Here is a 23,300-nt window from a genome sequence, read left to right as displayed (position 1 = left end):
CTATCTGGCTGGGTGTGCTACACTACTAAACATCCGGCCAATTAGGTCGGAGTTTTTCGTCTCTTGGGCGTTTGATGTGAAACGTAGTATAATAATATAGCGTAAAGGAGCTAATATGGAAGATTTGAATATTAAGCAGTTGACGTTGGCGGTGCGGACGATTGCTGAGGAAAAGAACCTGCCAGAAGAAACCGTTCTAGAGGTAATCGAGCAGGCTATCGCGGCAGCGTGGCGGCGTGATAACGGCACGCGCGAGCAATTGGTGCGTGCCAGCTTGAATATCAACAGCGGCACGGCTGTGGTGTCAGTTGTTAAAACGGTGGTTGAAGAAGTCGAAAATGACGTCAATCAAATGAGCCTGGACGAGGCCAAGGCGGTTGACCCGGCAGCTGAGCTGGGCAGTGAAGTGACAGTCGAAACCCACAACGTGATGACGTTTGGCCGGGTGGCAGCCCAGACCGCCAAGCAGGTGATTTTGCAGCGGTTGCGTGAGGCAGAGCGCGAAGTGGTGCTGGCAGAATTTGAAGATAAGATTGGTACGGTGGTGACTGGTACGATTCAGCGGGTTGAGCCGCGCGTGGTGCGAATTGAGCTGGGCAAGGCCGTCGGTATCATGCCGCAGTCCGAGCAAATCCCTGGCGAGTACTACGGTGTTGGTCGTCGCGTCAAGGTGTTCATCAAGGACATCGAGCGCGAAGGTCGCGGTCCGCAGTTGATCTTGAGCCGCGGCAATGAAGAATTTGTGCGGTTCTTGTTCAGCCAGGAAGTGCCAGAGATGGAAACGGGCGCCGTGGAAATCAAAGCGATTGCTCGCGAGGCTGGTCGCCGCACCAAATTGGCGGTTGCATCGGCATTGCCGGGTGTTGACCCAGTCGGCACGTTCGTCGGCGGTCACGGGACGCGTGTTCAGGCGGTGATGAACGAAATTGGTGAGCAGGAAAAAATTGACATCATTCCGTTCGAGGAAGATACAGCTGGTTTTATCGCGAATGCCATGAGTCCAGCGGAAGTATTGAGTGTGACAGTTGATGAAGATGAAAAGCGAGCAACGGTCTACGTCAGCGAGGATCAGCAATCAGTGGCCATCGGTCGGGCTGGGCAGAATGTTCGCTTGGCAAGCCGGCTGACTGGCTATGAACTAGATATTGAGGCAAAGGTGGCTGTTAAGCCTGAAGCAAAACCTCGCAAAAACATTGAGGATAGCTTGATGAGCGCGGTTGAGGAGGTGGCGGAATAGGCTGCCTCGTGAGAATCGCCGAAAACGAAAGGAGGGCGATATGCCGGAAGATTTTTCCGAGTTGGAATCTCGGCTTACTGATACCGCCAAGGCCAGCTTAGAGCGTGCCGGGCTGCTGGCACATAATAGCGGCAGTCCGTATGTCGGTACCGAGCATGTGCTGCTTGGTGTATTGGCGCAAAATTCGTCGCTGGGTGCGAAGATTTTGGCGGAGAGCGGTGTGACGCTGGATCGAGCGGAGTTGGCGCTAGGCTTAACCGCGCAGTCATTCGTGGTGGTGGTTGTTCACAAAGGGATGAACGCTGAGGTGCTGGAAACGATACGGACGGCTTGGCAGCTGGCGACAGAGTTTGGGCAGGAGCGCATCGGCACTGAGCACATTGTTTATAGCATGCTGCTGCAGCACAAGGCTCGGGCGACGAAGTTGCTCAGTGATATGAATGTAAATCTGGACGAGCTGCGCGGTACGCTAGAGGACGTGTTTGATCGGCAGCAGCTAGAGGCGATGCAGGATGAGTCTAGAGAAAGTGCCGCGCCACATGCTCGTCGGTCGGCTGATCTCAAGATTCTTGATCGCTACGGCGTCGACATAACGGAGCGCGCGCGGAGCGGACTGCTCGATCCAGTGGTCGGTCGGGAGGCCGAGACGGAGCGGCTGATCACGGTACTTGGGCGGCGTGGCAAAAATAATCCAGCGCTGATCGGCGAGCCGGGCGTTGGTAAAACCGCGGTGGTCGAGGGCTTGGCGCAGCACATCGCAGCGGGGACGGTGCCGGATTTTTTGGTCGGTAAGCGGCTGATTCAGCTTGATCTGACAGCTATGGTCGCCGGTACAAAGTTTCGTGGTCAGTTTGAGGAGCGATTACAAAAAGTCGTAGCTGCAGCGCGTAATCATCAGGAGATTATATTGTTTATTGATGAGCTGCATTTGCTGGTTGGTGCTGGCTCGGCCGAGGGGTCGATGGATGCGGCTAACGTCCTAAAGCCAGCGTTGGCGCGTGGTGAGGTCCGGGTGATCGGCGCGACGACGTTTGACGAGTACCGCAAGCACATCGAAAAAGATGCGGCTCTCAGCCGGCGATTTCAGGCGGTGACGGTAGCGGAGCCGGATGAGCAGGCGGCGGTGGCCATGGTGCGGGCGCTAGCCAGTCGGCTGGCGACACATCATCGACTGCGGATTTCTGATGAGATGATCAAACTGAGCGTGGCCCTCAGTCAGCGCTACGTGACGGAGCGTCATTTGCCGGATAAAGCGATTGACGTACTCGATGAGGCGGCGGCGCTTGTTAATACGCAGCGGCCAGCCAAGCTAACCAAACAGCAACAGCTAGCACGGCGGATTAAACAACTAGCGGGCAAGCTCGATGCGGCGGTCGAGGCTGAGCAATATCAACGCGCGGCTGAACTCAAGGTTCGCATCAAACAGCTGGAGCAACAGGTCAAGCAGCTACCAGCTGACGATCCAGCATTGCCGGAGCTAACCGAGGATGACGTGCGGCGAGCGGTCGCGGCGATGGCTGGTGTGCCGGCAGAAAAAGTGACGGTGAATGAGCGCAAAGATCTGGCGGCACTGGAGCAACGATTGGGCCGGTCGGTGCTCGGTCAGGACGAGGCCGTGGCGACCTTGGCGCGAACCATTCGCCGGGCGCGGGCCGGGCTGAGTCGGCGGTCAGGGCCGCTTGGGTCGTTCATTTTTCTCGGGCCGACTGGTGTGGGCAAGACGGAGTTAGCTCGCGTATTGGCGCGGGAAGTGTTTGGCGGCGATAATAGTTTGATCAAGATCGACATGAGCGAGTTTTCGGAGCGACACACAGCCAGTCAGTTGATTGGCGCGCCGGCTGGTTATGTCGGCTATGATGAGGGCGGCAAATTGACCGACAAAGTTCGCCGGCAGCCGTACAGCGTGGTGCTGTTTGACGAGATTGAAAAGGCGCATCCGGATGTACTGAATTTGCTACTGCAAATTTTAGAAGACGGTAAGCTAAGCGATTCACGCGGCCGGTCGGTGAGTTTCCAGCAGACCATCGTGATCTTGACCAGCAATGTTGGCGCCGAGGCGATGGTGCGTGACGGTGAGCTGGGCTTTAGCTCGCACAGTGACGATACCTCACGGGCGGACGATATCAATGAGCGCAATGCTCGGGCGGCGCGACGCGAGCTGGAGGAGTTGCTGCGGCCGGAGCTAATCGGGCGGTTTGATGCGGTGGTAAATTTCAAGAGTTTGACCCGGCCGGTGGTGGTGGGCAAGATTTTCGATAATCTCGTGAGTGAGCTTAAAGAAGCAGTGCAGGCGCAGCAGATGACACTGGTCATCACGCCAAGCGCTAAGCGTTGTATCATAGACAACGGTTTCGATGAGCAGCGCGGCGCGCGGGTGCTCAGACAAACGATTCAGACAATGTTGGCTGATCCACTCAGTGACGTTTTGTTGTCTGATCAGGCACACCCTGGTGTAGCCTTGGTGGCAACTACAAAAAATCGTGAGGTGGTGATCAATGTTACGGCTGCGTAATCTCGTTAGTGTCGTGGTGTTTGTGGGGCTGGTGGCCGGCGGTAGCTGGCTGGTGCTCAATCGCCAGCTAGTGCTGGATCATATCAGGGTTTGGCAGTATCAACCGAGCCAGGACATAGCGACGCTGGCACGGCGGGCGACGATGACTGATAAGGCTAAATTTAGCTTTTATCTCGCGCAGCCGCGACTGGAAAACGCTACGCAGTTTAATCAAGATTGCCGTCGTGTCGAACAGGCTAGCCCGATTGTCGGCTGTTACGCCCACGCCAAAGAGACCATTCACATTTATAACGTGCAGAACGCGGAACTAGACGGTATCAAAGAGGTAACGGCGGCGCACGAAATGCTGCACGTAGCCTGGTCGCGCTATTCGGCGGAGCAGCATCGGCGGCTGGGCGAGCTGCTGGAGGCGGCTTATACCAAGGTCAAGACCAAAAAGCTGGAGGAGCGGATGGCGTACTATGAGCGTGCTCAGCCGGGTACGCGCGCCAATGAGCTGCATTCGATTTTGGGTACAGAGTTTGCTGATCTCGGATCAGAGCTGGAGGCGCACTATGCCGAATACTTTAGTAATCGAGCGGCGCTGTTAAAATTGCATGCTCAGTATAATGAAAAGTTTACTAGCGCCGAGGCCGAGGCTGATGCACTGGCGGCCAGTCTCGATAAGCGGAAGCGCGAAATTGAGCAGCTAACGACGTCGTACAGTGCACGCGTTAGTGCCTATAACCAAGATGTAGCGGCATTTAATCAGCGGGCGACGACGGGCGGTTTTCAGACGCAAGCTGAGTTTCAGGCTGAGCGAACCCGGCTGAGCCAGCGCGGCCTGGCGCTTCGTCGTGAGCGGCAGACTATCGAGGGCAAGGTCGACACTTACAACACTGATGTCGAAAAATTGAACGCATTGGGGTGCAAGATTGACCAGCTAAATCAAAGCCTTGATAGTCAAAAGGCGGTTAAATAATGGCCCGAGCAAAGTCGCAATTTATCTGCCAGCAGTGCGGCGCCAGCTATCCGAAGTGGGTCGGCAAGTGCGATAATTGCGGCGAGTGGAATTCACTGGTTGAACAATTACCAGTTGACACGGGCGCGTCGGCGGTAGCCCGCAGCAGCGGCAAGGGCAAGGTACTCACCACGCTCAGGCTCAGCGAGACGGCCGCCGAGGCCAAGCAAGCGCGGCTGGCAACCGGCATCGCTGACCTTGACGCCGTGTTGGGTGGCGGCTTTTTGCCAGGCGGTGTGGTGTTGGTGGCGGGGCAGCCGGGAATTGGAAAAAGCACCCTGCTGGCGCAAGTCGCGGCGTTTATTGCCCGGCAAAACCAAGTCCTGTACGTCAGCGGTGAGGAGTCGGTATCACAGGTTAAGTTGCGGGCTGAACGGTTGGGCGCGGTTGACTCAGAGAACTTGCAATTGGCGTCCAGTAACAGCGCTGAAGACATCGCTGCCTCCATCCAGACTGGCCAGTACAATCTGGCGATTGTCGATTCCATCCAGACCTTGTCGCTGGCAGAAATTGCCTCAGCGCCGGGTTCGGTCAGTCAAATCACCAACTCATCCAATGTCATCATTCGCGCCGCCAAGGCCGCGAACACCGCGGTGATTTTGGTCGGTCACGTCACTAAAGAAGGTTCAATCGCCGGGCCGAAAGTTCTGGAGCATTTGGTTGACGTGGTGTTGAACTTTGAGGGTGATCGCTACGGCGGCTTCCGAGTGGTGCGGGCGCAGAAAAATCGCTATGGCTCAACCAATGAGGCGGCAATTTTCGAGATGCGTGAGGACGGTCTGCAGATTGTGGCAAATCCATCAGCCAGCTTGCTAGCCGAGCGGCAAAACCTCGACGGCTCGATTGTCCTCGCCACCATGGAGGGTGCGCGACCGCTATTGGTGGAAATTCAGGCGTTGGTCAATCCGACGAATTTCGGTTATCCCAAACGGGCGGCCAGCGGATTCGATCTTAATCGCTTGAATTTGTTGGTGGCGGTGCTGGAAAAGCGCACCAAGCTCAACCTCTCCGACAAAGATATTTATATCAATGTGGTTGGCGGCTTGAAACTGAGTGACCCAGCGGCGGACTTGGCGGTGGCCATGGCCATCGCCTCAGCCTCGGCTGGCCGCAAACTCAGCGACGAAGCGGTGGTGTTTGGCGAAGTCGGTTTGGGTGGTGAAGTGCGCTCCGCTCAAGGCTGGCACGCCCGCGTCAAAGAGGCGAAGAAGCTCGGCTTTACCTACGCCATCGCGCCAAAAACTCATAAGGACGCATTTGTGCGCGGCGTCGGCGACCTGCGTCAGGCGCTGATTGATTATTTACAATAACATTATTATATAAAAGGAAATTATTATGGAAAAAACAATTGAATTTATCATCATTATCATGCTGCTGGCCATCATGGCGGAGATATATCTGCTGGTCAAGCCGCGGCGACGGGCAGGCAGTGGCACGCAGCTGCCAATTTTGGTCGACACCTCAGTGTTGATGGATGGCCGGGTGGTTGATCTAGCAAAGACCGGGTTCCTACTGGGGCAGATCATCGTGCCGCGGAGTGTGCTGATAGAATTGCAACTACTGGCTGACGGTGCTGACCACGCCAAGCGTGAGCGCGCCCGTTTCGGCATGGACGCCATGAAGGAACTCAAAGATGTGTTGGGCGGCTCGTTCACGCTACTTGATGATGCAACGCGCATTCCTGAGGGCGTTGATAACCGCTTGCTGCAACTCGCCAAGGAAATGAACGCTGCTATTTTGACGCTGGACTACAACCTAAACAAGGTGGCGCAAGTCGAAGGCATCCAGATCCTCAACATCAATGAGCTGGCCAAGAGTTTGCGGATGAGCTATTTGCCTGGCGATGAGCTGGTGCTTGAATTGACGCAAAAAGGTCAGGATTCTCATCAGGCCGTCGGCTACTTGCATGACGGCACCATGGTGGTGGTCGAGCAGGCCAAAAAGTTCCTGGGCCAGAAGAAGCGCATTGAAATTATTCGTAGCCTACAAACTGACGCTGGCAAGATGATGTTTGCGAAAGTTTGCGCCGAGCCAAAAGAAGCAAAAGAAGCGGCGCAACAGTCACCAGCTCAAGCTGCCCCCAAACAATCCAAGCAGCACTCCACCGGTCGTCGGCCGCAAGCCAGCAAGGCGGCGAAACCTGATGCTCCACGCGCTGCAGCTCAAAGTCACCGTTCGACTCGCCCCAAGACTCAGTCGCAGCGCGAGGCTGACTTGATCCGGATGGTTAATGAGCAATAATCGCTAAGGCTAAGAAGAAGTAAAAACCAGACTAAAGCGGTCTGGTTTTTATGTGTCACAGGAAAAAAGGGGGCGAGTTAGTCGGAGCTTGAGCCGCTGCCTACCGAGAAGCTACCACTGTCTGATGCAGTATAGTAGCCTTCGTCGCGGGCGATTGCTTGGATAATGTGCCGACCTGGTTTATCAACTTGGACACCGACCGAAACGCTGCCACCACTACCGGAGATTGACTCACTTTTGACGCTATGACCATCGACGAGGATGTCAATTGAAGTGAGCGGGAATGTGCCGTTGGTGGCGCGGGCGGTGATGGTGCGGCTGGAGCCAGAGCCAGAAAGCGATAGGCTGACACTTGGCTTGGCGTCGTCACATTTGTGCTTATCGTCATCAGCATTGGCGTCGTAACCTTCAGGTGCTGAGTATGATGGTTTCTTAGTGAGCGGGTCAATGGTCTTGGTGACCTCAATTTCCTCGATGGCGTCGGCTGGCGTACAATTTGTCGCCTTTTTCTTGGAGACACGGTCAAACTTAATCTTTTCAGTGGTCTCGCCCTGTTTTTTATTCCACCACGATGGATAGAGCTCTTTGCCTTGCTGTTGGATACCATTTGGCCGCTTGAACCAATCATTTGGCTTCCATTTGCCCTGTTTGGTATAGACCTCGTTGTGAGCAAACGACATGACGTTACGCACCACCGGCATACCAAAGGCCGAGTTCGGGGTGTTGATGGTGCTGGTGTCGGAATTACCGAGCCACATACCCATGACCAGCGCCGGGCTATAATTGACGATCCAGACATCCTTGGCGTGGCCGTTTTTGTCGGTAGTACCAGTCTTGGCGGCGGTTCTAACGCCAGGCACATTCATTGCACCGTAACCGTGCAAGTCACGCGCTGCGTCCGCGTCACCCAAGATGTCATTGATGATGTAGGCGACTTGCGGGTCGGTTGCCTGTTTGCTCTCGTCTTTCCATTTCTTTAACGTATCACCCTGGCTGTTGGTTACCTCGAGGACGTTGGTGCTTGGCTTGGCGACGCCCATGCGGGCAAAGGTGCCATAAGCATTCACTAACTCGGTCTGCTTCGTACCGCAGGCGCCAATGGCTGCTGACAAGCCGTAGCCGCCGGCCGCTTCCTCTTGTTGGCAATAATTGGTATTACCCATGTTGTGAATATAGTCAACGGTTGGTTTTGGTGAGCCGTTACCTGCGATGTACATTGCCTTGACCGCTGGGATGTTACGGGAAAGCGCTAGCGAACGGCGAATAGAAATACTTCCCATAAATCGTCGATCCCAGTTGTTCAGCTTGGCGCCATAAATCTTGTCTATGTTCTCGTCGCTGAGGATTGAGCCTGAGCCGTAATTTTGCTGATTACTGCCGCGATTCTCAAACAGTTTGGCGTAGTCGAAAGCCTTGATGGTCGAACCCGGCTGGATAAAGGCGGTGGCGGCATTATCCTGCCCAAAGCCAGCATAATTAAAATCACGACTACCAACGAGGGCGACAATCTGTCCAGTCTGTGCGTCCTCAACCGTTGCCGCGCCGTTACTAATGCGCACTCGACCCGGACGGCCTGAGTCAAAGAAGGCTTTCATCTCTGTTTCGAGCTTCTCCTGAATCCTCCAATCCAGCGTCGTCTTGACAGTCAGTCCGCCGCGACCAACGACCGCTTTACCGAGTTCACGCTCCAGTTGATTGCGCACCATGAGCACGAAATGCGGCGCCTTGATGCCGGCTAGCTGTTCGGTCTCGGGCTTGATCTTGTCAAGGATCGGATACTGCTTGGCCTCTTTGGCCTGTGCTTCGGTGATATAGCCTTGTTCCAGCATGTAGTCTAGTGTCGTGTGCTGGCGCGACAACAGCATCTTGCGGCCGGCGATATTGTACGGATTGAACGTGCTCGGGTTTTGCGGAATTGAAGCTAGCAGCGCTGCCTCGGCCAGAGTGAGATCCTTGGCGGACTTGCCAAAGTATGTTTGAGCGGCTGACTCTGCGCCATTGCGCCGACCGCCGTATGGTGCCTGGTTGAGATAGAGCGTGAGAATTTGCTCTTTGTTGTACATGCGCTCAACTTCAATCGCCAGGATGATTTCCTTGATCTTGCGTGGAATACCACTAAGGCCGCGTTTATCGGCGTCATCGGCAAAGAAGACTTGCTTGACGAGCTGTTGTGTCAGCGTCGAGCCGCCCTGCACCTGTCGACCTGATGCCGTGCTAAACATAGCGCGGGTCAGTCCACTGACGCTGATGCCGTGGTGTTTGTAGAAATCACGATCCTCGATGGCGATAGTCGCTTTCTTGAGATAATCGCTAATTTTATCAGCCTCAACCACCAGCTTATAATTATCAGTACCCTTATCCTCCCACAGTAGTGCACCGTTGCGGTCGTAATATTTGGTGACCGTCGTCTGGACGCGCTTGGCGAGCTCGCCCGGGCGGATCTTGTCGAGGTCTTTACGAAAGTAGGCGAACAGGCCGCCGATCAGAATAATCATCACAACGATGGCGACACCGAGAATTTTTAGCACCATCAAGCCGCCGCGCTTGGAGAACCAATAGCGAAAGACGCGCTTGGGGTGGAGACGGTAAAAGAACCGCTTGACGGGGTGCTTTGGCAAACTCGCCAGATACTCTGCTTTTTCGCGGGAGCGCTTATCCTTCTTTAGTCGACGCTTGTTCGCCAAGTTGGCGTAGACACTCAGCCGTTTTGCCGGCTTTGGATGCGGACGTGACGGCGCCGATTTTGCGCTGGCGTCCGACTGCTTATCTGAGGGTTTCTTGTTCACACTATCATTATATCACGCCTATGTTTCGCTTCAATCATAAAATTGCTATACTAATAACCAGAAAAGGAGGAATATGCAATTATCAGAGGAGCTAAAGTGGCGCGGGTTTTGGAATCAAGCGACATTCACCGATGATGAGCGTATCGATTCGGAGAATTTTACGCTCTATTTGGGGACCGATCCGTCGGCTGACAGTTTGCATGTCGGGCATCTGGCGGTCTACATGATGGTGCGGCATTTTTTGGAGCGCGGTCACAAGGTGTTTTTGCTGGTTGGTGGCGGCACGGGTATGATTGGCGATATGCGCGATACTGAGGAGCGAAGCCTGCTTTCGTATGTGGAAATTGAGCATAATAAGCGGGCTTTGAAGGCGCAGGTGTCACAAATTTTTGCGGGCCGCGATTTTACCTTGGTGGATAATGCGGATTGGCTGGGCAGTCTGGAACTGATTCCATTTCTCCGCGACATTGGTAAGAATTTCAACATGGCAGAGTTAACGACGCGGGAATTTTTTAAGGCACGCATTGCTAATGGCAAGGGGTTGAGCTTTGCTGAATTTACTTACACCTTGCTGCAGGGCTATGATTTCTGGCACTTATTCAAACATCAGGGCGTCAATTTGCAAATCGGCGGTTCTGACCAGTGGGGCAATTTACTCTCAGGCGTGGAATTGATCCGCAAAAAAGAAAACGCCGAAGTCTACGCCATGACTGCGCCGCTACTCATCAACAAATCAACTGGGCGCAAATTTGGCAAATCCGAAGGTGGCGCCGTGTGGCTGGACGAAAACAAAACCAGCGTCTACAAGTTCTATCAATTCTGGCTGAACGTTGATGACGAAAGCGCCATTGAGTACATGAAGATTTTCACCATGCTTGACCGCGACACCATTGAGGCCATCGCCGAAAACCACGCGGTTAACCCAGGTGCGCGCTCAGCTCAAAAAGTCTTGGCGCGCGAAGTCACCGACATCGTTCACGGCGTCAATCGGCGCGAATCAGTGGAGCGGGTGACTGAAGTATTATTTGGTGGCGGCGATTTTCGGCAATTGTCAGACGATGACTTGGACACCCTGGCCAAAGAAATTCCGCGCGTTGATGTCGGCGTCGGTGTGATTGAAGCGTTGGTGGTTTCTGGTGTAGTCGGTTCTAATGGCGAGGCGAGGCGCCTGCTCAAATCTGGCGCCATCAGCCTCAACGGCGAAAAACTGGCTGAGGATCGAGCCATCAACAATCAATCTTTGTTGAAAAAAGGTAAAAATACGTTTGTATTAATTATGGAAGGAGAATAGTCATGGACTCAGTCAAACAACACGTATCAGTAGAAGCAGCAGCCAACATCGAGCGCTGGCTAACAGAGCCGAAATATGCTGAATATAAGGTAGAGCTAGAGCAGATGATTGCAAATGAGCAGTGGCAAGATCTGGAAGACGCATTTTTCAAGGTAATTGAGTTTGGTACTGGCGGTCGACGCGGCACGACAGGAGTCGGCTCAAATCGCATCAATCGCGTCACGATTGGTGAATCGGCGCAAGCACTGTGTCGCTATGCCCAGCAGTTTGATCCTGATGCGCCAGCAAAAGGTGTGGTCATTGCCTGCGATACGCGCTTAACCTCGCCAGAACTCAGTCAATACACCGCGCGGGTGTGTGCTGCTAATGGATTTAAGACATATATTTTTGACAGCTTTCGGGCGACTCCAGAACTGAGTTTTGCCGTACGACATCTTGGCTGCGCTGTTGGTATTGTGATCTCGGCCAGCCACAATCCACCGACTGATAACGGCTTTAAGGCATATTGGGATGATGGTGCGCAGGTAGTGCCGCCGCATGACCGAGGCATCTTGGATGCGGCAGCAGCGGTGACCGAGGTGCTGGCCGAGCCGGATTTTGAGGCAGCGGTAACCGAGGGCAAGATTACTATTATTGGTCAGGATGTTGACGAGGCGTACTATGCTGCGGTGCTAGAGCAAGCTGATGGCCAAGAGCGTGATTTGACAATCGCCTATTCACCGCTCCATGGTGCGGGGCAGACTAATGTCCTACCAGTATTGCGCCAGGCTGGGTTTACTCAGATTACAACGGTCGATGAGCAGATGGTGCCGGATGGTAATTTCCCAACGATTGCTAATCGTAAGCCAAATCCCGAGGAACGCGCCGCCAACGATATGGTCGTCGCCAAGATGATGGAAACGTCAGCTGATATTGCGATAACCAACGATCCTGATGCTGATCGAATTGGTGTAATTGTGAATCATCATGGCCAACCAATCTATCTCACCGGTAATCAATCTGCTGCACTTGCGACTGATTATGCCCTCCGGAAATTGCAAGGGCGAGGCGGCGTCACCCCGCAGCATTACATCGTCAAAACTATTGTTACAACTGATATGATGAAGGCGCTGGCAGACAGCTATGGTGCTACCTGCTACGGCAACCTGCTGATTGGCTTTAAGTACATCGGTGAGGTTATTCGCCAGAAAGAAGGCACTGATGAGGTGTTTGTGCTGGGTGGTGAGGAAAGTTATGGCCTGCTCAAGGGCGACTATGCTCGTGACAAAGACGGTGCGGTTGGTGCGCTGGCGCTCGCAGAATATGCGGCTGAGCTCAAGCAGCAGGGAAAAACGCTCGTTGATAGGCTGATGGAGCTGTATCGTGAAGTTGGGTTGTATGTGGAGCGCCTCGAAGTCGCCATCTATCCGGGCGCCGAAGGGTTTGCAACGATGCAGCAGATTATGAACTCACTGCGCACCGATCCACCAAAGATGATTGGTGATCAGGTAGTATCGGCGGTATCCGACTATCAGACACTGGTGCGGACGGCAGCGGATGGGACGACCGCAGCAATTAATTGCGTCAAGGGTAATGTACTGGTATTTGAGTGTGGTGATTCACGCCGCCGTATTACGATTCGCCCGAGTGGTACTGAGCCAAAGCTGAAATTCTATATACAGTGGCATGAAGAGACGACAAATCCAGAAGAGGACTATACACGAGTACAAGACGCCCTCAAGCAGCTATTCGAGGCGCTGCAGGCTGAGGCGCTCAGTCGAGTGCAATGAAACTAACCACCCCCCTCGCGCACATCAAAGGCGTCGGCCCCAAAACCGCCCAAGCGCTGTCAGCGGCGGGTCTGGAAACGGTGGCGGACGCCTTGGTTTTTTTGCCGCGGGCGTATGATGATTATTCGGCGGCGGTCAACATCGCTGATCTTCAGCCGGGCAAGGTGACAGTGCGGGCGCGCTGCGAATCGATTGCGACGCGCATTGTTCGCCGGGGCCTGAGGATTACCACGGCGGTGCTGGCGGATGATTCTGGCAAGGTCAAGGCCGTTTGGTTTAATCAGCCATACCGTGAGTCACAGCTCAAATCTGACGCCGAGTTCATGTTCTCCGGCCAATTTGGCATGCAATATAACAGCTATCAGATCAGCAATCCGTCGGTCGAACTCGCCAAGTCAACTGATACATCCGACGTCCACCATACGTTGGGCATTCATCCGGTCTATAAATCCATCAAAAATCTCCGCCCAAAAACTGTGCAGGATTTGTTGAAAAACCTGCGACCTATCATGGAGTTTTTACCCGAGACGTTACCGGAACACATTGTCCAGCGGCAAAAACTAGTCAGCCGCGCTGAAGCTGTCAAGTTCCTCCATGCACCGAAAAATCATCAGGAAATTGCTCGCGGCCGTGAGCGCTTAGCGTTTGAAGAATTGTTTGAAATGATCCTGGCGGCGCAGTTTAATAAGCAAGAACAAACCAAGTTGACTGGCTGGCGCATTCCGTTCAATCAGCCGGTCGTCAAGCAATTTGTTAAGCAACTGCCATTCCCCTTGACCAACGCGCAGCGCCGCGCCGCCTGGCAGATTTTGCAAGATTTGGAGTCTGAGCATCCGATGAACCGCTTGTTGCAGGGCGACGTTGGCTCGGGTAAAACGGTGGTCGCTGGGTTGGTGGCGGCGGAGGTGGCGCAGGCTGGCTTTCAGACGGCCATCATGGCACCGACGGAGATTTTGGCGACTCAGCACGCCAAAACGCTGAATGAGCTGTTATCGCCGTTTGGCGTGTCGGTAGCACTGCTAACGGGGCATGTTAAGGGCGCCCCACGGCGGCAGCTGCTGGATAACTTGGCAAATGGTAATATTAACGTGGTGGTTGGTACGCACGCGCTGATTCAGGAAAAAGTGGCGTACCACAAGCTGGGGTTTGTGGTGATTGATGAGCAACATCGATTCGGCGTCAAGCAGCGGCAGGCGTTGCTGCAGAAAGCAGACTATATGCCACACCTGCTCAGCATGACCGCTACGCCGATTCCGCGGAGCTTGGCGCTGACGTTGTACGGTGAACTGGACATCTCGATTTTGGATGAGCTGCCAGCTGGTCGCCAGCCGATTCAAACGAAAATTTGGTCGCCAGCCTCAGCGCCGAAGCTTTATGAAACCATTGACCATGAGCTAGCCCAGGGTCGCCAAGCCTATGTCATCTGCCCATTGATCGACGATAATCCCGACAATGACAAAAAGTCGGTCGAGGCGGAATATCATAAATTGGCGAAAACGATGTTTCGTCATCGCCGTGTTGGGCTGCTACACGGTAAACTGCCGCCAGAGGAAAAAGCCGCGGTCATGCAGCAATTCGCGGACGGCGAAATTGATATGCTAGTGAGTACCACAGTCGTGGAAGTTGGCGTCAATGTACCGAACGCCACGGTTATGCTCATCGAAAATGCTGATCATTTTGGCCTCAGCCAGCTTCATCAGCTGCGTGGGCGGGTTGGACGTGGCGAACACCAGAGTTTTTGTCATTTGATGCTGTCGAGTCACGACAAACCAAGCCAGCGTCTCAGGGAAATTGAGAAGTCACAAGACGGCTTTTACCTGGCGGAAGTCGACTTGAAACTACGCGGTCCTGGCGAGATTTACGGACGAGCGCAGCATGGCGCGCTAAACCTAAAAATTGCCTCGCTGAGCGACACGCCGCTGATTGCTCGTGCGCAGACAGAGGCCGAGCGCTTTGTCAAAGAGGGGCAGGATTTGTTACAATATAACCATCTGGCGCGTGCCGTCAGTCGCTATCAGCGATTAACGACGCTAAATTAGTGAGATAAGTATGTATTCAGGAACCACATTTCACACCAAATCAGGCAATCTGATGGGTGTTCATCAAAAAATTGATCGGGTCGCGCGGCGGCACATCGTGCAGCTGTTGCCGTCATGGTGTAACTTTCCGTCGAGCAAGGAGATTTTACATTTCGAGGGTAATAATGGCCCTGATGGTATCAAGCGGAAAAGTCCGGCCGTTGATGAGCCGTGGCACTTCATTGACCCGCACGATCCAAATGACGTAGCACTCCTCGAGATGATCGAGCAACACATCACTAATCTGGCAGCGGCGCTCAGTGCTGACAACTGTGAGCGAGCGGCGTTTGAGGCGGCATGGATGGCGCACGCAATCACCGATGGCTTGACGCCGCCACACCATTTTCCGCTGGAGGAGAAATTGGCTCAGCTGCGCGGTGAGGGTATGGAGACCCGTAATTCGCTGATCAAAAAGAGCCTCATGCCGGGCGAAACGGTGCTCAAAACCCTGCGCAATAACTGGGAATTTTGGGGTGCAAAGGGCGTGATGACTATGCATCTGGCATTCGAGGCGGGTGTCGCCAGCGTAGTGGCCTACCAACGATTTGCCGCCGGCCTGCCGCAGCAGCGCGATATTGAGGAGGTACGCCAGGCGGGCTTTCGGGCGTTTTATCTCGGCTGCGTTCACGAGGTGGCGGATATGGCCATGTATGAAAAGTTTGCCAAGACTGGCTGGACGACGGAGCTGGCGCGGCAGACTAATCGTCAACTGATGCCGCTGATTATTCGTGCGGTGGTGCTGGGCTGGCTGAGTGCGGTGTGGCTGGCCGAGGAGCAGCGTGCGCGTTAAGCTTATCGCTGGCGAATTTGGCGGACGATTCATCCAAGCCCCGCCAGGCTCAACAACGCATCCCATGGGCGAACGAGTCCGTTCGGCGATGTTCAATTCACTAGGCGAAATGGTTCGCGGCGCGCGGGTACTGGATGCTTTTGCGGGCTCTGGCGCGATTGGCTTGGAGGCGCTCAGTCGCGGCGCAGAGTCGGCAGTTTTCGTGGAGCGAGACCGCGTCGCCCAGCGGGTTATTGCTGAAAATATCAACACCGTGGGCGCCGGCGAAAACTCTATTGTAATAAAAACAACGGTAGCAAATTGGCTAGAAAGCATGAGCGTAACAGAGAAGTTTGATCTTATTTTTGCCGATCCACCATATCACAACCCTCAGTTTTCCACAGCTTCGCGACTAATGGGACTTCTCAAACCGGGTGGACATATGGTATTATCACACTCAGGAATAGGTGAGGTGCCAATTCAGAACGGAATTGTTGTGGTGGACAATCGTAGTTATGGGGGTGCGCACCTCACTTACTTCCGTAAGGAGATAAGTGACTAACACCAGTGAGGTGACGATGGAGAAGCAGCGAGACAAACACAATCACTTAGCTCTTCGCCCTAAACCCCTACCGTTATGGACGAAAATGGCGGACGTAGCAATGCGGCCGCTGATGTTTGTGTTGGGCGGTTTTCGCCGAGACAGTATGCAGGAGACCCACCCGTGGCATTGCCAGCGTGATATTGATCCGTCGCTGATAGATCCAGCGCTGACGGTAACGACGAATGGTGAGACAGATGAGCTACTACCGGACCGCTTTTCATTTCTTTTTCATGCGCCAGGGCTCGTTGGCTGGCGGCATTATTCTGTGCTGCGGGCTAAGCCGCCGTTTCACATTGGCTGGGTAGTGCGTGAACGTGGGAGTGGTCGAGTGAAGCAGTCAATACTCCATCGTCTGCCAATTGATGATCAATATGTGCGAATGTTGAACGGGCCAGCGCACCTAGAGACAGAGTTTTTTGCGGTACATCCTGACGGAACGCAGATCGGACTGGAGATTGTGGATACTGGTGTGCTCGGTGATAACAAGTACCCAAAGGTACGATTATTATAAGGAGGAGGCGAGTATGAAAGAGCAATTTGATAGTGAAGCGCCACTACGGCCACTCCCATACGGTATATTAAAACGAATGGGGGACGTAGCGATATCGCCACTGCGGCTACTGGCGGCTGGAGGGCGTGCGTATGATATTAATCATTCCAGCCCATGGTCATGTCACGAGGTTGACCCGGATGCTATTGATCCGGAGAAAGTACTTACCATGCCAGGAGTTGAGGGCCAGATGCCAGATCATAAACGGACGCCACGATTTCAGGCGCCAGTTGCTGGCGGCTGGAATAAGTATGGGGTGCTGGAGCCTGAGTTTGAGGGTAGTGGTGATGAGCTTGATAAGTTGCTATTCTATATCGGCTGGGTGTCGGCGGCTGGCAAGGCTGAGTTAAATGATCGGCCAATTCAGGGGGCGGTACGAGTGCTGCGTGGTCCTGATCCAACGGCGTTCTTTGCGGTCAATGGCTTGGGTCAGCAGCTAAGGTTGAAGTGTATCGGTGCAGGGCGGCTCGGCCCGAATGGACTCAATAGATATATTGCATCGTGGGCGCAGCTGTATTAGCAGGGGATTGTTGGCGGGGTGACAGGTCTAGCCTTGGTGAAAGCACGGTAATTAACTGATTAGTTTGTCAATCGCCTTGGCAATCTCGGCATCGGTAAAGTTGATAGTCGACTTTTTCTTAATGAACAGTCTCAAGCTACGAATAACATCGGGTGACTTAATAGCCTTTCTCATGTTGTCTTCGGTTAGCGCATCAAAACGCTTCCAGTATTTATCCAAATCACCTCTGAGCACAGATTTCTTGGTGAGATTCACTAGGTGCTTTGCTGCAGTTCTAATTGTTGATAAATTGGTTAAGTCATAGGCAAAAATACGCTGTGAGCGAATCGGCTTTTCAAAGATAACACGGTGAAGCTCGACGCAGCGACCATTAGTTAAGATCACCCAGTCAACACCTTCGTTTGAGGCATAGTCAACAGCCTGTTTGAGGTGGCGTTCATTGAGGTCAATAGAGGTGGCCTTTGCTTCAACAATAAAATGAATTTTCTTATTTAACTGCACAACGTAGTCAACATATGTACCACGAATCATATGCTCTGTTTTAATCTCGTCAATGAGAGTATATCCAAGCACCATACTGAGCAGGCTATTGACCATCAGGCGTGCCGTTGACTCATCAGCATTGAGGTTTTCTTTCTTTGTTAAATATTTTTTACGATACTCACGCAAAGCCTTTTCACAAGCTTTTTCCTGGAAGTCTGTAGCCATAGTTACCCTTCGTTATTAACTAAACTTGCAGATATTGTAGAACAGTATATTCAAACTGTAAAGACATAAGCAATAGCTACCCATTATTCTGCGGTAATAATAAAACCCCACAATATTTCTGAATTGTTAGCTGCTGATTATTGTTGATGGTAGAGCAGTAGGGGTGGGTTGAGGCGATGATTTTGGTATGTTCTGGGATAAAAAAATGCTGTGGTGCATCAGCGAAGTTAATATAAATATAAGCCCACTCGCTGCCTAGCTCTCGTTTGATACCGAGGACAAATCCATTACCGGTGTTAATCACTTTAAGCGTGCCGTGCTGCAACACTGGCATACTCCGCCGCAGGTGAAGCAGCCGTCGGTGCAGGTGTAGAAGTGAGTCAGGGTGTATTGCCTGCGTCAGGACATTGGTTTTTATCGCGTTGGCGTGAACGGGTAGCCACGGTTTTACTTCTGAGAATCCGGCGAACCGCGTATCGTCCCATTGCATCGGCGTGCGCTCCAGGTCGCGGCTGTCGATGACGGAATTGGCGGGACTGAAATTGTCCTGAATATCCTCAGTAGTCAATTCGCCATTGGTCATGCCAATCTCATCACCATAGTACATCACGCTAACGCCCGGCGTGAGCAGGTTGAGAAAGTGCAAGGCTCGCGCTCGCTCTGTTCCTAGTCGCGAGGCAATGCGCGGCTGATCGTGATTGCCGACGCAGAAAAACGGCTTGGCTGAATCTGCCGCCCGCAGATAATTCTCGATTTTCTGCCCAGTATGTTCCGCGTGCCACTCGTCTTGGCGATACTCCATAAAGAACGCCGTCGCCTTCGGATGGGCTTTCATTACCCGGTGATACTGCTGGTAAATATCACCCAACCTCTCGTCCGGATAAAATTCAAACACCATCTGCTTATCATCATATTCATCACAAACCGACGCCAGCTCACGCAAATATTCTTGAAAATGCGGTCCCATTTTACAGTGGTCGTGGATGAATGCTCCGTAAGCTTCAGGATCGCTGTGAAAATCAGGATTTGGCGAATCGTCATCAAATTCCGGATCTTTGGAAATGCCCCAAATCGCATCAACCCGCATGCCGTCCACGCCCATATCGAACCAAAATCGTACTACGTTCTTCATCTTGCTCCGAACTGCAGGATTATCCCAATTCAAATCCGGCTGTGTTTTCAAGAACGAATGGAGATAAAACTGGCTGGTCGGCTCGTCAAATTCCCATGAACTGCCGCCCGATAAACTTCGCCAATTATTTGGCTCATTGCCATCCTGTCCGTCGCGCCAGACGTAATAGTTACGCTTAGGGTTGTCGCGCGATGACCGCGCTTCCTGAAACCACGGATGCTGGTCGGACGTATGGCAGGGAACGAGGTCGATCATGACTTTAATGTCTAGGATATGAGCTTTTTCTAATAGCGCTCGAAAATCCTCCAGATCACCAAATGTTGGATCAATGGCCCGATAGTCAGCAATATCATAACCAAAATCAGTCATCGGCGAGGTAAAAAACGGCGAAATCCAAATCGCGTCAATCCCCAGCCATGCCAAATAATCCAGCTTTTCGGTAATGCCATCCAAATCACCAATCCCATCGCCATTGGTATCCCGGAAACTACGCGGATAAATCTGATACAGAGAGGTGACATTTTGCCAAGCTTTCATGATTTAAGTATAAGTGAGATGAGGGATTTGGGCAAATAGATGGAGCGGCTCTGCATTACTAATAGCCAGAGCCGGTGTCTCCAGCCTTACTGGTTATCGCCGGCGTTTGCTATCTTGAGCATATTTCGGATTTCCTCAACAGCACGTCCAAGGTGTAGTTGCTGGGCAATAGCGCCAGCGGGATCCAACCTGTAGTCTTTTTTAATACCACTCTTATGATTGCCAGCTAGTCGCTCGTTCATGATATTGACCATGTTATTAATAGTCCAAGCCGCACCAGTCTTATATCCTTGAATTTTATATTCGCGAGGGACTCCCGTTAGCGTTTGCCGGACGCCCTCATACCATTGGTTTATTATATCGCAATTAGCTATAAACGTAGCGCAGTTCTTGTCATAAATAGGGACGTCCCGTTGGCCGATAACCCTGAAAGCATAGACGTCAGCGACGCACTGATACACTGGCGTGAGATCAATATTATTTTTTCCTTTAGTACCTCTACTCTCGGGGCTCTTAATGTCTATTAATAAATTAGACATGCCGCCGCCCTTACCGTCTATCGCCGATCTAATTGTACTGGTAATGTCTTGGGCGCAGTTAATTAGTGTATCCCACCGCACTCCCTGGCGTCTGTCGTTTGTAGACCGTACCAACAGGCCGTCAACCTTTACTCCACCCAGTTTGTCGTGGCCCTCGCCCTGAATAAAGGCCGCCATATCCAGTATCTTATTCTCAACACCGCTTAGATTAGGCCGGCGCATTTCTTTTAATGAAAGAAGCTCGAGCACTAAGCCGTGCAACTCCTCGGGCGTATAAGCAAACTTATAGAGTGGATCTTGTGAAAATGACCCCATAGTTTCTATGTCTTTAATGAGTTGCCGCTGTTCTAGAGTCCACTCTCCTTCTGGGGTTTTCTCCGCCTCTCTTGCCCGCAGATACACAGTATCAGAAGGCTCATTACTATCGTGCTCCAGATTTAGAATAGGGCTAAGCCGTGATAATAAATCAGGGATCTCATCTACTGGTGGCAGCCCATCCATACGCTGTCCGTCAGCTGATGGCTCTGGCGCGAGAGGTTCTCTGAGTCCGAACTCTCCCAGTGAGCGCACGACAGCGGGGTCCTGTGGTTGATCGTCTGCTTCCGACGACTGGACGCCGCACTCTTTCTCAAGGTTGTTCCGGCCTTGATTATCAGTTGGTAGTTGATATCCGGGTTCACGAAATATATTCATAGTAATCACTAATATAGTATAAATAACATAATTAGTCAATAGCTAAAAATAAGAACTTCTTTATAGGTTTCTTGCCAGAAATTATACAACGAACCCTAATTATCCATTTGGGTTAGTCTGAACAATATAAAAAAGACGTCAAAACGCCTGTTTCATTGTGGTGCAGAATTACAGAATCTACTTAAACTTTTTGAATACATTATGGACTACCCCGGTCCAGCTCCAGCAATAAAAAGACGTACGGCGCAGTATAAACAATCACTATCAATCATTTATTAGGTAAGTATACGCCCATATAACTAACCGCCAAAGGCTATTACTAATATAAAGACTATCATACGGGGGTAATCACCCCCCGTATGATAAAACACCATTCCACTGTATAAATGGTAGTTTTATGGGTGCAAAATTACCATACTTTTTAAGCGTGCCAGTAGTGATTAGGACTAATTGTGTAATATATAGCAGGAATCCATAGTGCCATCCACCCAAAACATATATGTTTTATGATACTATGACCTTTTTGTTCCCGTGTGTGTATATAGTTTTTTGTTTTTTAGAATTTGATGATTGCTGTGTATTGTTCATAATACCCCCGTTTAGTTATTAAAAAAGGACAGCCACTGCTGGCTGTCTAGACCCACAACGAGGGTTTTATCCCTATTGCTTTTAGCAAATGGCTGCCCATTTTCGGGATAAAATGAGCCCTGTTGTGAATCTAGACATTATCCATTATATCATTTTGATGTAAGATTTGAATTTTGATATAATAGACGATGTAATTAATAAACTACCGCATTTTATGTGGCTACATAGCGGAGACGTACCGCGCAAAAAACGGGTAGCATGATTTACACATAAAAATAAGCATACGAGAACAACTCGGTAAAAAAGGGGCTTTTAGCGGACTAACTGAAGTAGCTACTTCAAGGAGTCTCGGATGTCCTCTTTGTCTAACCGAAAAGCTTCCGCCGATGAAAACATATTAAAATTGCTTAATATATTGTTCAGGTATATTAATAAGCAAAATGAAAAAATAAATACCACATCAAATAAACAGCGCTATGTAGTCAGTAGAGGAATAAAGATTCTTTTATAATTTCCTATAGCCTAAATTAGCTCTAACAATAGACAAGGGCTTATAATAGGGATTATGCAGAATAGTAACAACTCCACAAGTGTAAAGCTATTACTAAATAAACTTGCAGGTAGCGGTCCTGAAAATAATGAGAGTTCACTTAAGCCCGTACAGTATGGATTATACGCTCGTAAATCTACTACAAGTGAAGACAGGCAAGCTTCATCAATAGAAGACCAAATAAAGGAGTGTGTAGATAAAGTTATTACACCAAATGGCTTAAGTATCAAAAAGATATACAAGGAAAGCTTTTCTGCTAAAATTGCAGATACACGCGATGAATTTAATAAACTTATAGATGATATTGAAAATGGAAGGATAGATGGCTTGATAGCTTGGCATCCTGACCGTCTATCACGAAATATGAAAGAGGCGGGTGTTATTATCGACCTAGTAGACAGGGGTTTAATTAAGGACTTAAGGTTTGCGACATTTACATTTGAAAATAATCCAGCGGGCAAGATGCTGCTTGGCATCACGTTTGTAATGGCTAAACAATACTCTGAGCATCTCTCCGAATCAGTAGACCGTGGTAATAAAAGGGCTATAGAGGATGCTGAATTTATCGGTAAATTTAAGCACGGCTATATACTAGATTCAAATCGCTTTTTCCAACCTGACCCAAAAAACTTTACAAAGGTTAAGCACATGTTTGAACTAGCTTTAAACGGCAAGTCTCAAAAAGATATCAGAGAGTGGATTAATGAGCAAACCTATACTGTTCAAAAGCGCGCAGGAGGTCCTTACCAAAGCCATAAATGGTCCAAGGACGATGTCTCAAAGACCCTTAAAGACCCATTTTATGCTGGTGTTTTAAAATGGGGTAAACACTACAAAAATTTATTAGAAGAGTATGATTTTCAGAGCGTAATTACTGTCGATGAATATTTAAAAATAAATAAAATTGATAGTTTGGATTCCTCTAAAGTTTATGCTATCAATAAGCCAAAAGGTGGTGAGATATTTGCTAATTTATTTAGAGGTAGAGTCATTTGTGGGGCTTGTAACGAGTCTATGACCTCAATGGTTACGAATAAGCGAAATAAGACAACGGGTGAAAAATATGACTACAGATACTACTATAAATGTGAAAACGGATATTGCAATTTAAATGGAAAGTCAATTCGTGCAAAAACTATTATTGATACAGCGGAGGTATTCTTTAAAGAATATTTATTCATTAAAAAGAGTAATTA

The 23,300-nt window shown here is 51.1% G+C and carries 16 protein-coding genes and 1 pseudogene; 13 read left to right on the top strand and 4 right to left on the bottom strand.

What is annotated here, in order from left to right; all coding sequences use genetic code 11:
• Positions 1–115 precede the first annotated feature (115 nt).
• From nusA to FBF27_02725, 5 genes are read left to right on the top strand one after another with little or no spacing between them, the layout of a single operon-like run.
• Positions 116–1,237: a transcription termination/antitermination protein NusA gene (gene nusA / locus FBF27_02745; protein ID QJU09321.1), complete on the top strand. Its 1,122-nt coding sequence runs from the start codon at positions 116–118 to the stop codon at positions 1,235–1,237.
• A 40-nt stretch (positions 1,238–1,277) separates the two neighbouring features.
• A complete protein-coding gene (locus tag FBF27_02740) occupies positions 1,278–3,749 on the top strand; it encodes an ATP-dependent Clp protease ATP-binding subunit (protein ID QJU09320.1) in 2,472 nt (823 codons plus the stop codon).
• Positions 3,733–4,710: a hypothetical protein gene (locus tag FBF27_02735; GenBank protein QJU09319.1), complete on the top strand. Its 978-nt coding sequence runs from the start codon at positions 3,733–3,735 to the stop codon at positions 4,708–4,710. Before FBF27_02740 ends, FBF27_02735 begins: the two co-directional genes overlap by 17 nt.
• Positions 4,710–6,059, top strand: coding sequence for a DNA repair protein RadA (radA, locus tag FBF27_02730; GenBank protein ID QJU09318.1), 1,350 nt, complete (start codon positions 4,710–4,712; stop codon positions 6,057–6,059). The genes FBF27_02735 and radA overlap by 1 nt, the downstream gene beginning before the upstream one ends.
• Before the next feature lie 25 nt (positions 6,060–6,084).
• Positions 6,085–6,990, top strand: a complete 906-nt coding sequence (locus FBF27_02725; protein ID QJU09317.1) for a hypothetical protein — start codon at positions 6,085–6,087, stop codon at positions 6,988–6,990.
• A gap of 77 nt (positions 6,991–7,067) precedes the next feature.
• Here FBF27_02725 and FBF27_02720 read toward each other — a convergent pair whose 3' ends face one another.
• Positions 7,068–9,776: a penicillin-binding protein gene (locus tag FBF27_02720; GenBank protein QJU09316.1), complete on the bottom strand. Its 2,709-nt coding sequence runs from the start codon at positions 9,774–9,776 to the stop codon at positions 7,068–7,070.
• 73 nt (positions 9,777–9,849) lie between these two features.
• Here FBF27_02720 and FBF27_02715 point away from each other — a divergent pair, with 73 nt between their 5' ends.
• From FBF27_02715 to FBF27_02685, 7 genes are read left to right on the top strand one after another with little or no spacing between them, the layout of a single operon-like run.
• Positions 9,850–11,067: a tyrosine--tRNA ligase gene (locus FBF27_02715; protein ID QJU09315.1), complete on the top strand. Its 1,218-nt coding sequence runs from the start codon at positions 9,850–9,852 to the stop codon at positions 11,065–11,067.
• A gap of 2 nt (positions 11,068–11,069) precedes the next feature.
• Positions 11,070–12,836, top strand: coding sequence for a phospho-sugar mutase (locus FBF27_02710; GenBank protein ID QJU09314.1), 1,767 nt, complete (start codon positions 11,070–11,072; stop codon positions 12,834–12,836).
• Positions 12,833–14,875: an ATP-dependent DNA helicase RecG gene (recG, locus tag FBF27_02705; protein ID QJU09313.1), complete on the top strand. Its 2,043-nt coding sequence runs from the start codon at positions 12,833–12,835 to the stop codon at positions 14,873–14,875. The genes FBF27_02710 and recG overlap by 4 nt, the downstream gene beginning before the upstream one ends.
• Before the next feature lie 10 nt (positions 14,876–14,885).
• Positions 14,886–15,704 carry a hypothetical protein gene (locus tag FBF27_02700; GenBank protein ID QJU09312.1) on the top strand — a complete coding sequence of 273 codons (819 nt, stop codon included), beginning with the start codon at positions 14,886–14,888 and terminating at the stop codon, positions 15,702–15,704.
• Positions 15,667–16,245 carry a 16S rRNA (guanine(966)-N(2))-methyltransferase RsmD gene (gene rsmD / locus FBF27_02695; GenBank protein ID QJU09311.1) on the top strand — a complete coding sequence of 193 codons (579 nt, stop codon included), beginning with the start codon at positions 15,667–15,669 and terminating at the stop codon, positions 16,243–16,245. Before FBF27_02700 ends, rsmD begins: the two co-directional genes overlap by 38 nt.
• Entirely contained in the window at positions 16,238–16,798 is a 561-nt protein-coding gene (locus tag FBF27_02690; protein ID QJU09310.1) for a hypothetical protein, read from the top strand. Before rsmD ends, FBF27_02690 begins: the two co-directional genes overlap by 8 nt.
• A gap of 13 nt (positions 16,799–16,811) precedes the next feature.
• The gene (locus FBF27_02685; protein QJU09309.1) at positions 16,812–17,357 is read left to right on the top strand and encodes a hypothetical protein; all 546 of its coding nucleotides are present in this window, start codon (positions 16,812–16,814) and stop codon (positions 17,355–17,357) included.
• A 51-nt stretch (positions 17,358–17,408) separates the two neighbouring features.
• Here FBF27_02685 and FBF27_02680 read toward each other — a convergent pair whose 3' ends face one another.
• The 3 genes from FBF27_02680 to FBF27_02670 form a co-directional block, all read right to left on the bottom strand.
• On the bottom strand, positions 17,409–18,065 hold the full coding sequence (locus FBF27_02680; GenBank protein ID QJU09308.1) for a hypothetical protein: 657 nt from the start codon (positions 18,063–18,065) through the stop codon (positions 17,409–17,411).
• A gap of 76 nt (positions 18,066–18,141) precedes the next feature.
• Positions 18,142–19,734, bottom strand: a complete 1,593-nt coding sequence (locus FBF27_02675; GenBank protein QJU09307.1) for an alpha-amylase — start codon at positions 19,732–19,734, stop codon at positions 18,142–18,144.
• A gap of 86 nt (positions 19,735–19,820) precedes the next feature.
• A complete protein-coding gene (locus tag FBF27_02670; protein ID QJU09306.1) occupies positions 19,821–20,966 on the bottom strand; it encodes a hypothetical protein in 1,146 nt (381 codons plus the stop codon).
• A gap of 1,153 nt (positions 20,967–22,119) precedes the next feature.
• Here FBF27_02670 and FBF27_02665 point away from each other — a divergent pair.
• Positions 22,120–22,653, top strand: a pseudogene (locus FBF27_02665) (recombinase family protein).
• Positions 22,654–23,300 lie beyond the last annotated feature (647 nt).

It is taken from the genome of Candidatus Saccharibacteria bacterium oral taxon 488 (genome assembly GCA_013100805.1).
Classification (GTDB): Bacteria; Patescibacteriota; Saccharimonadia; order Saccharimonadales; family Saccharimonadaceae; genus Nanosynbacter.
Note: the sequence above shows the minus strand (reverse complement) of the source record. Positions and strands in the feature narration are given on the sequence as shown.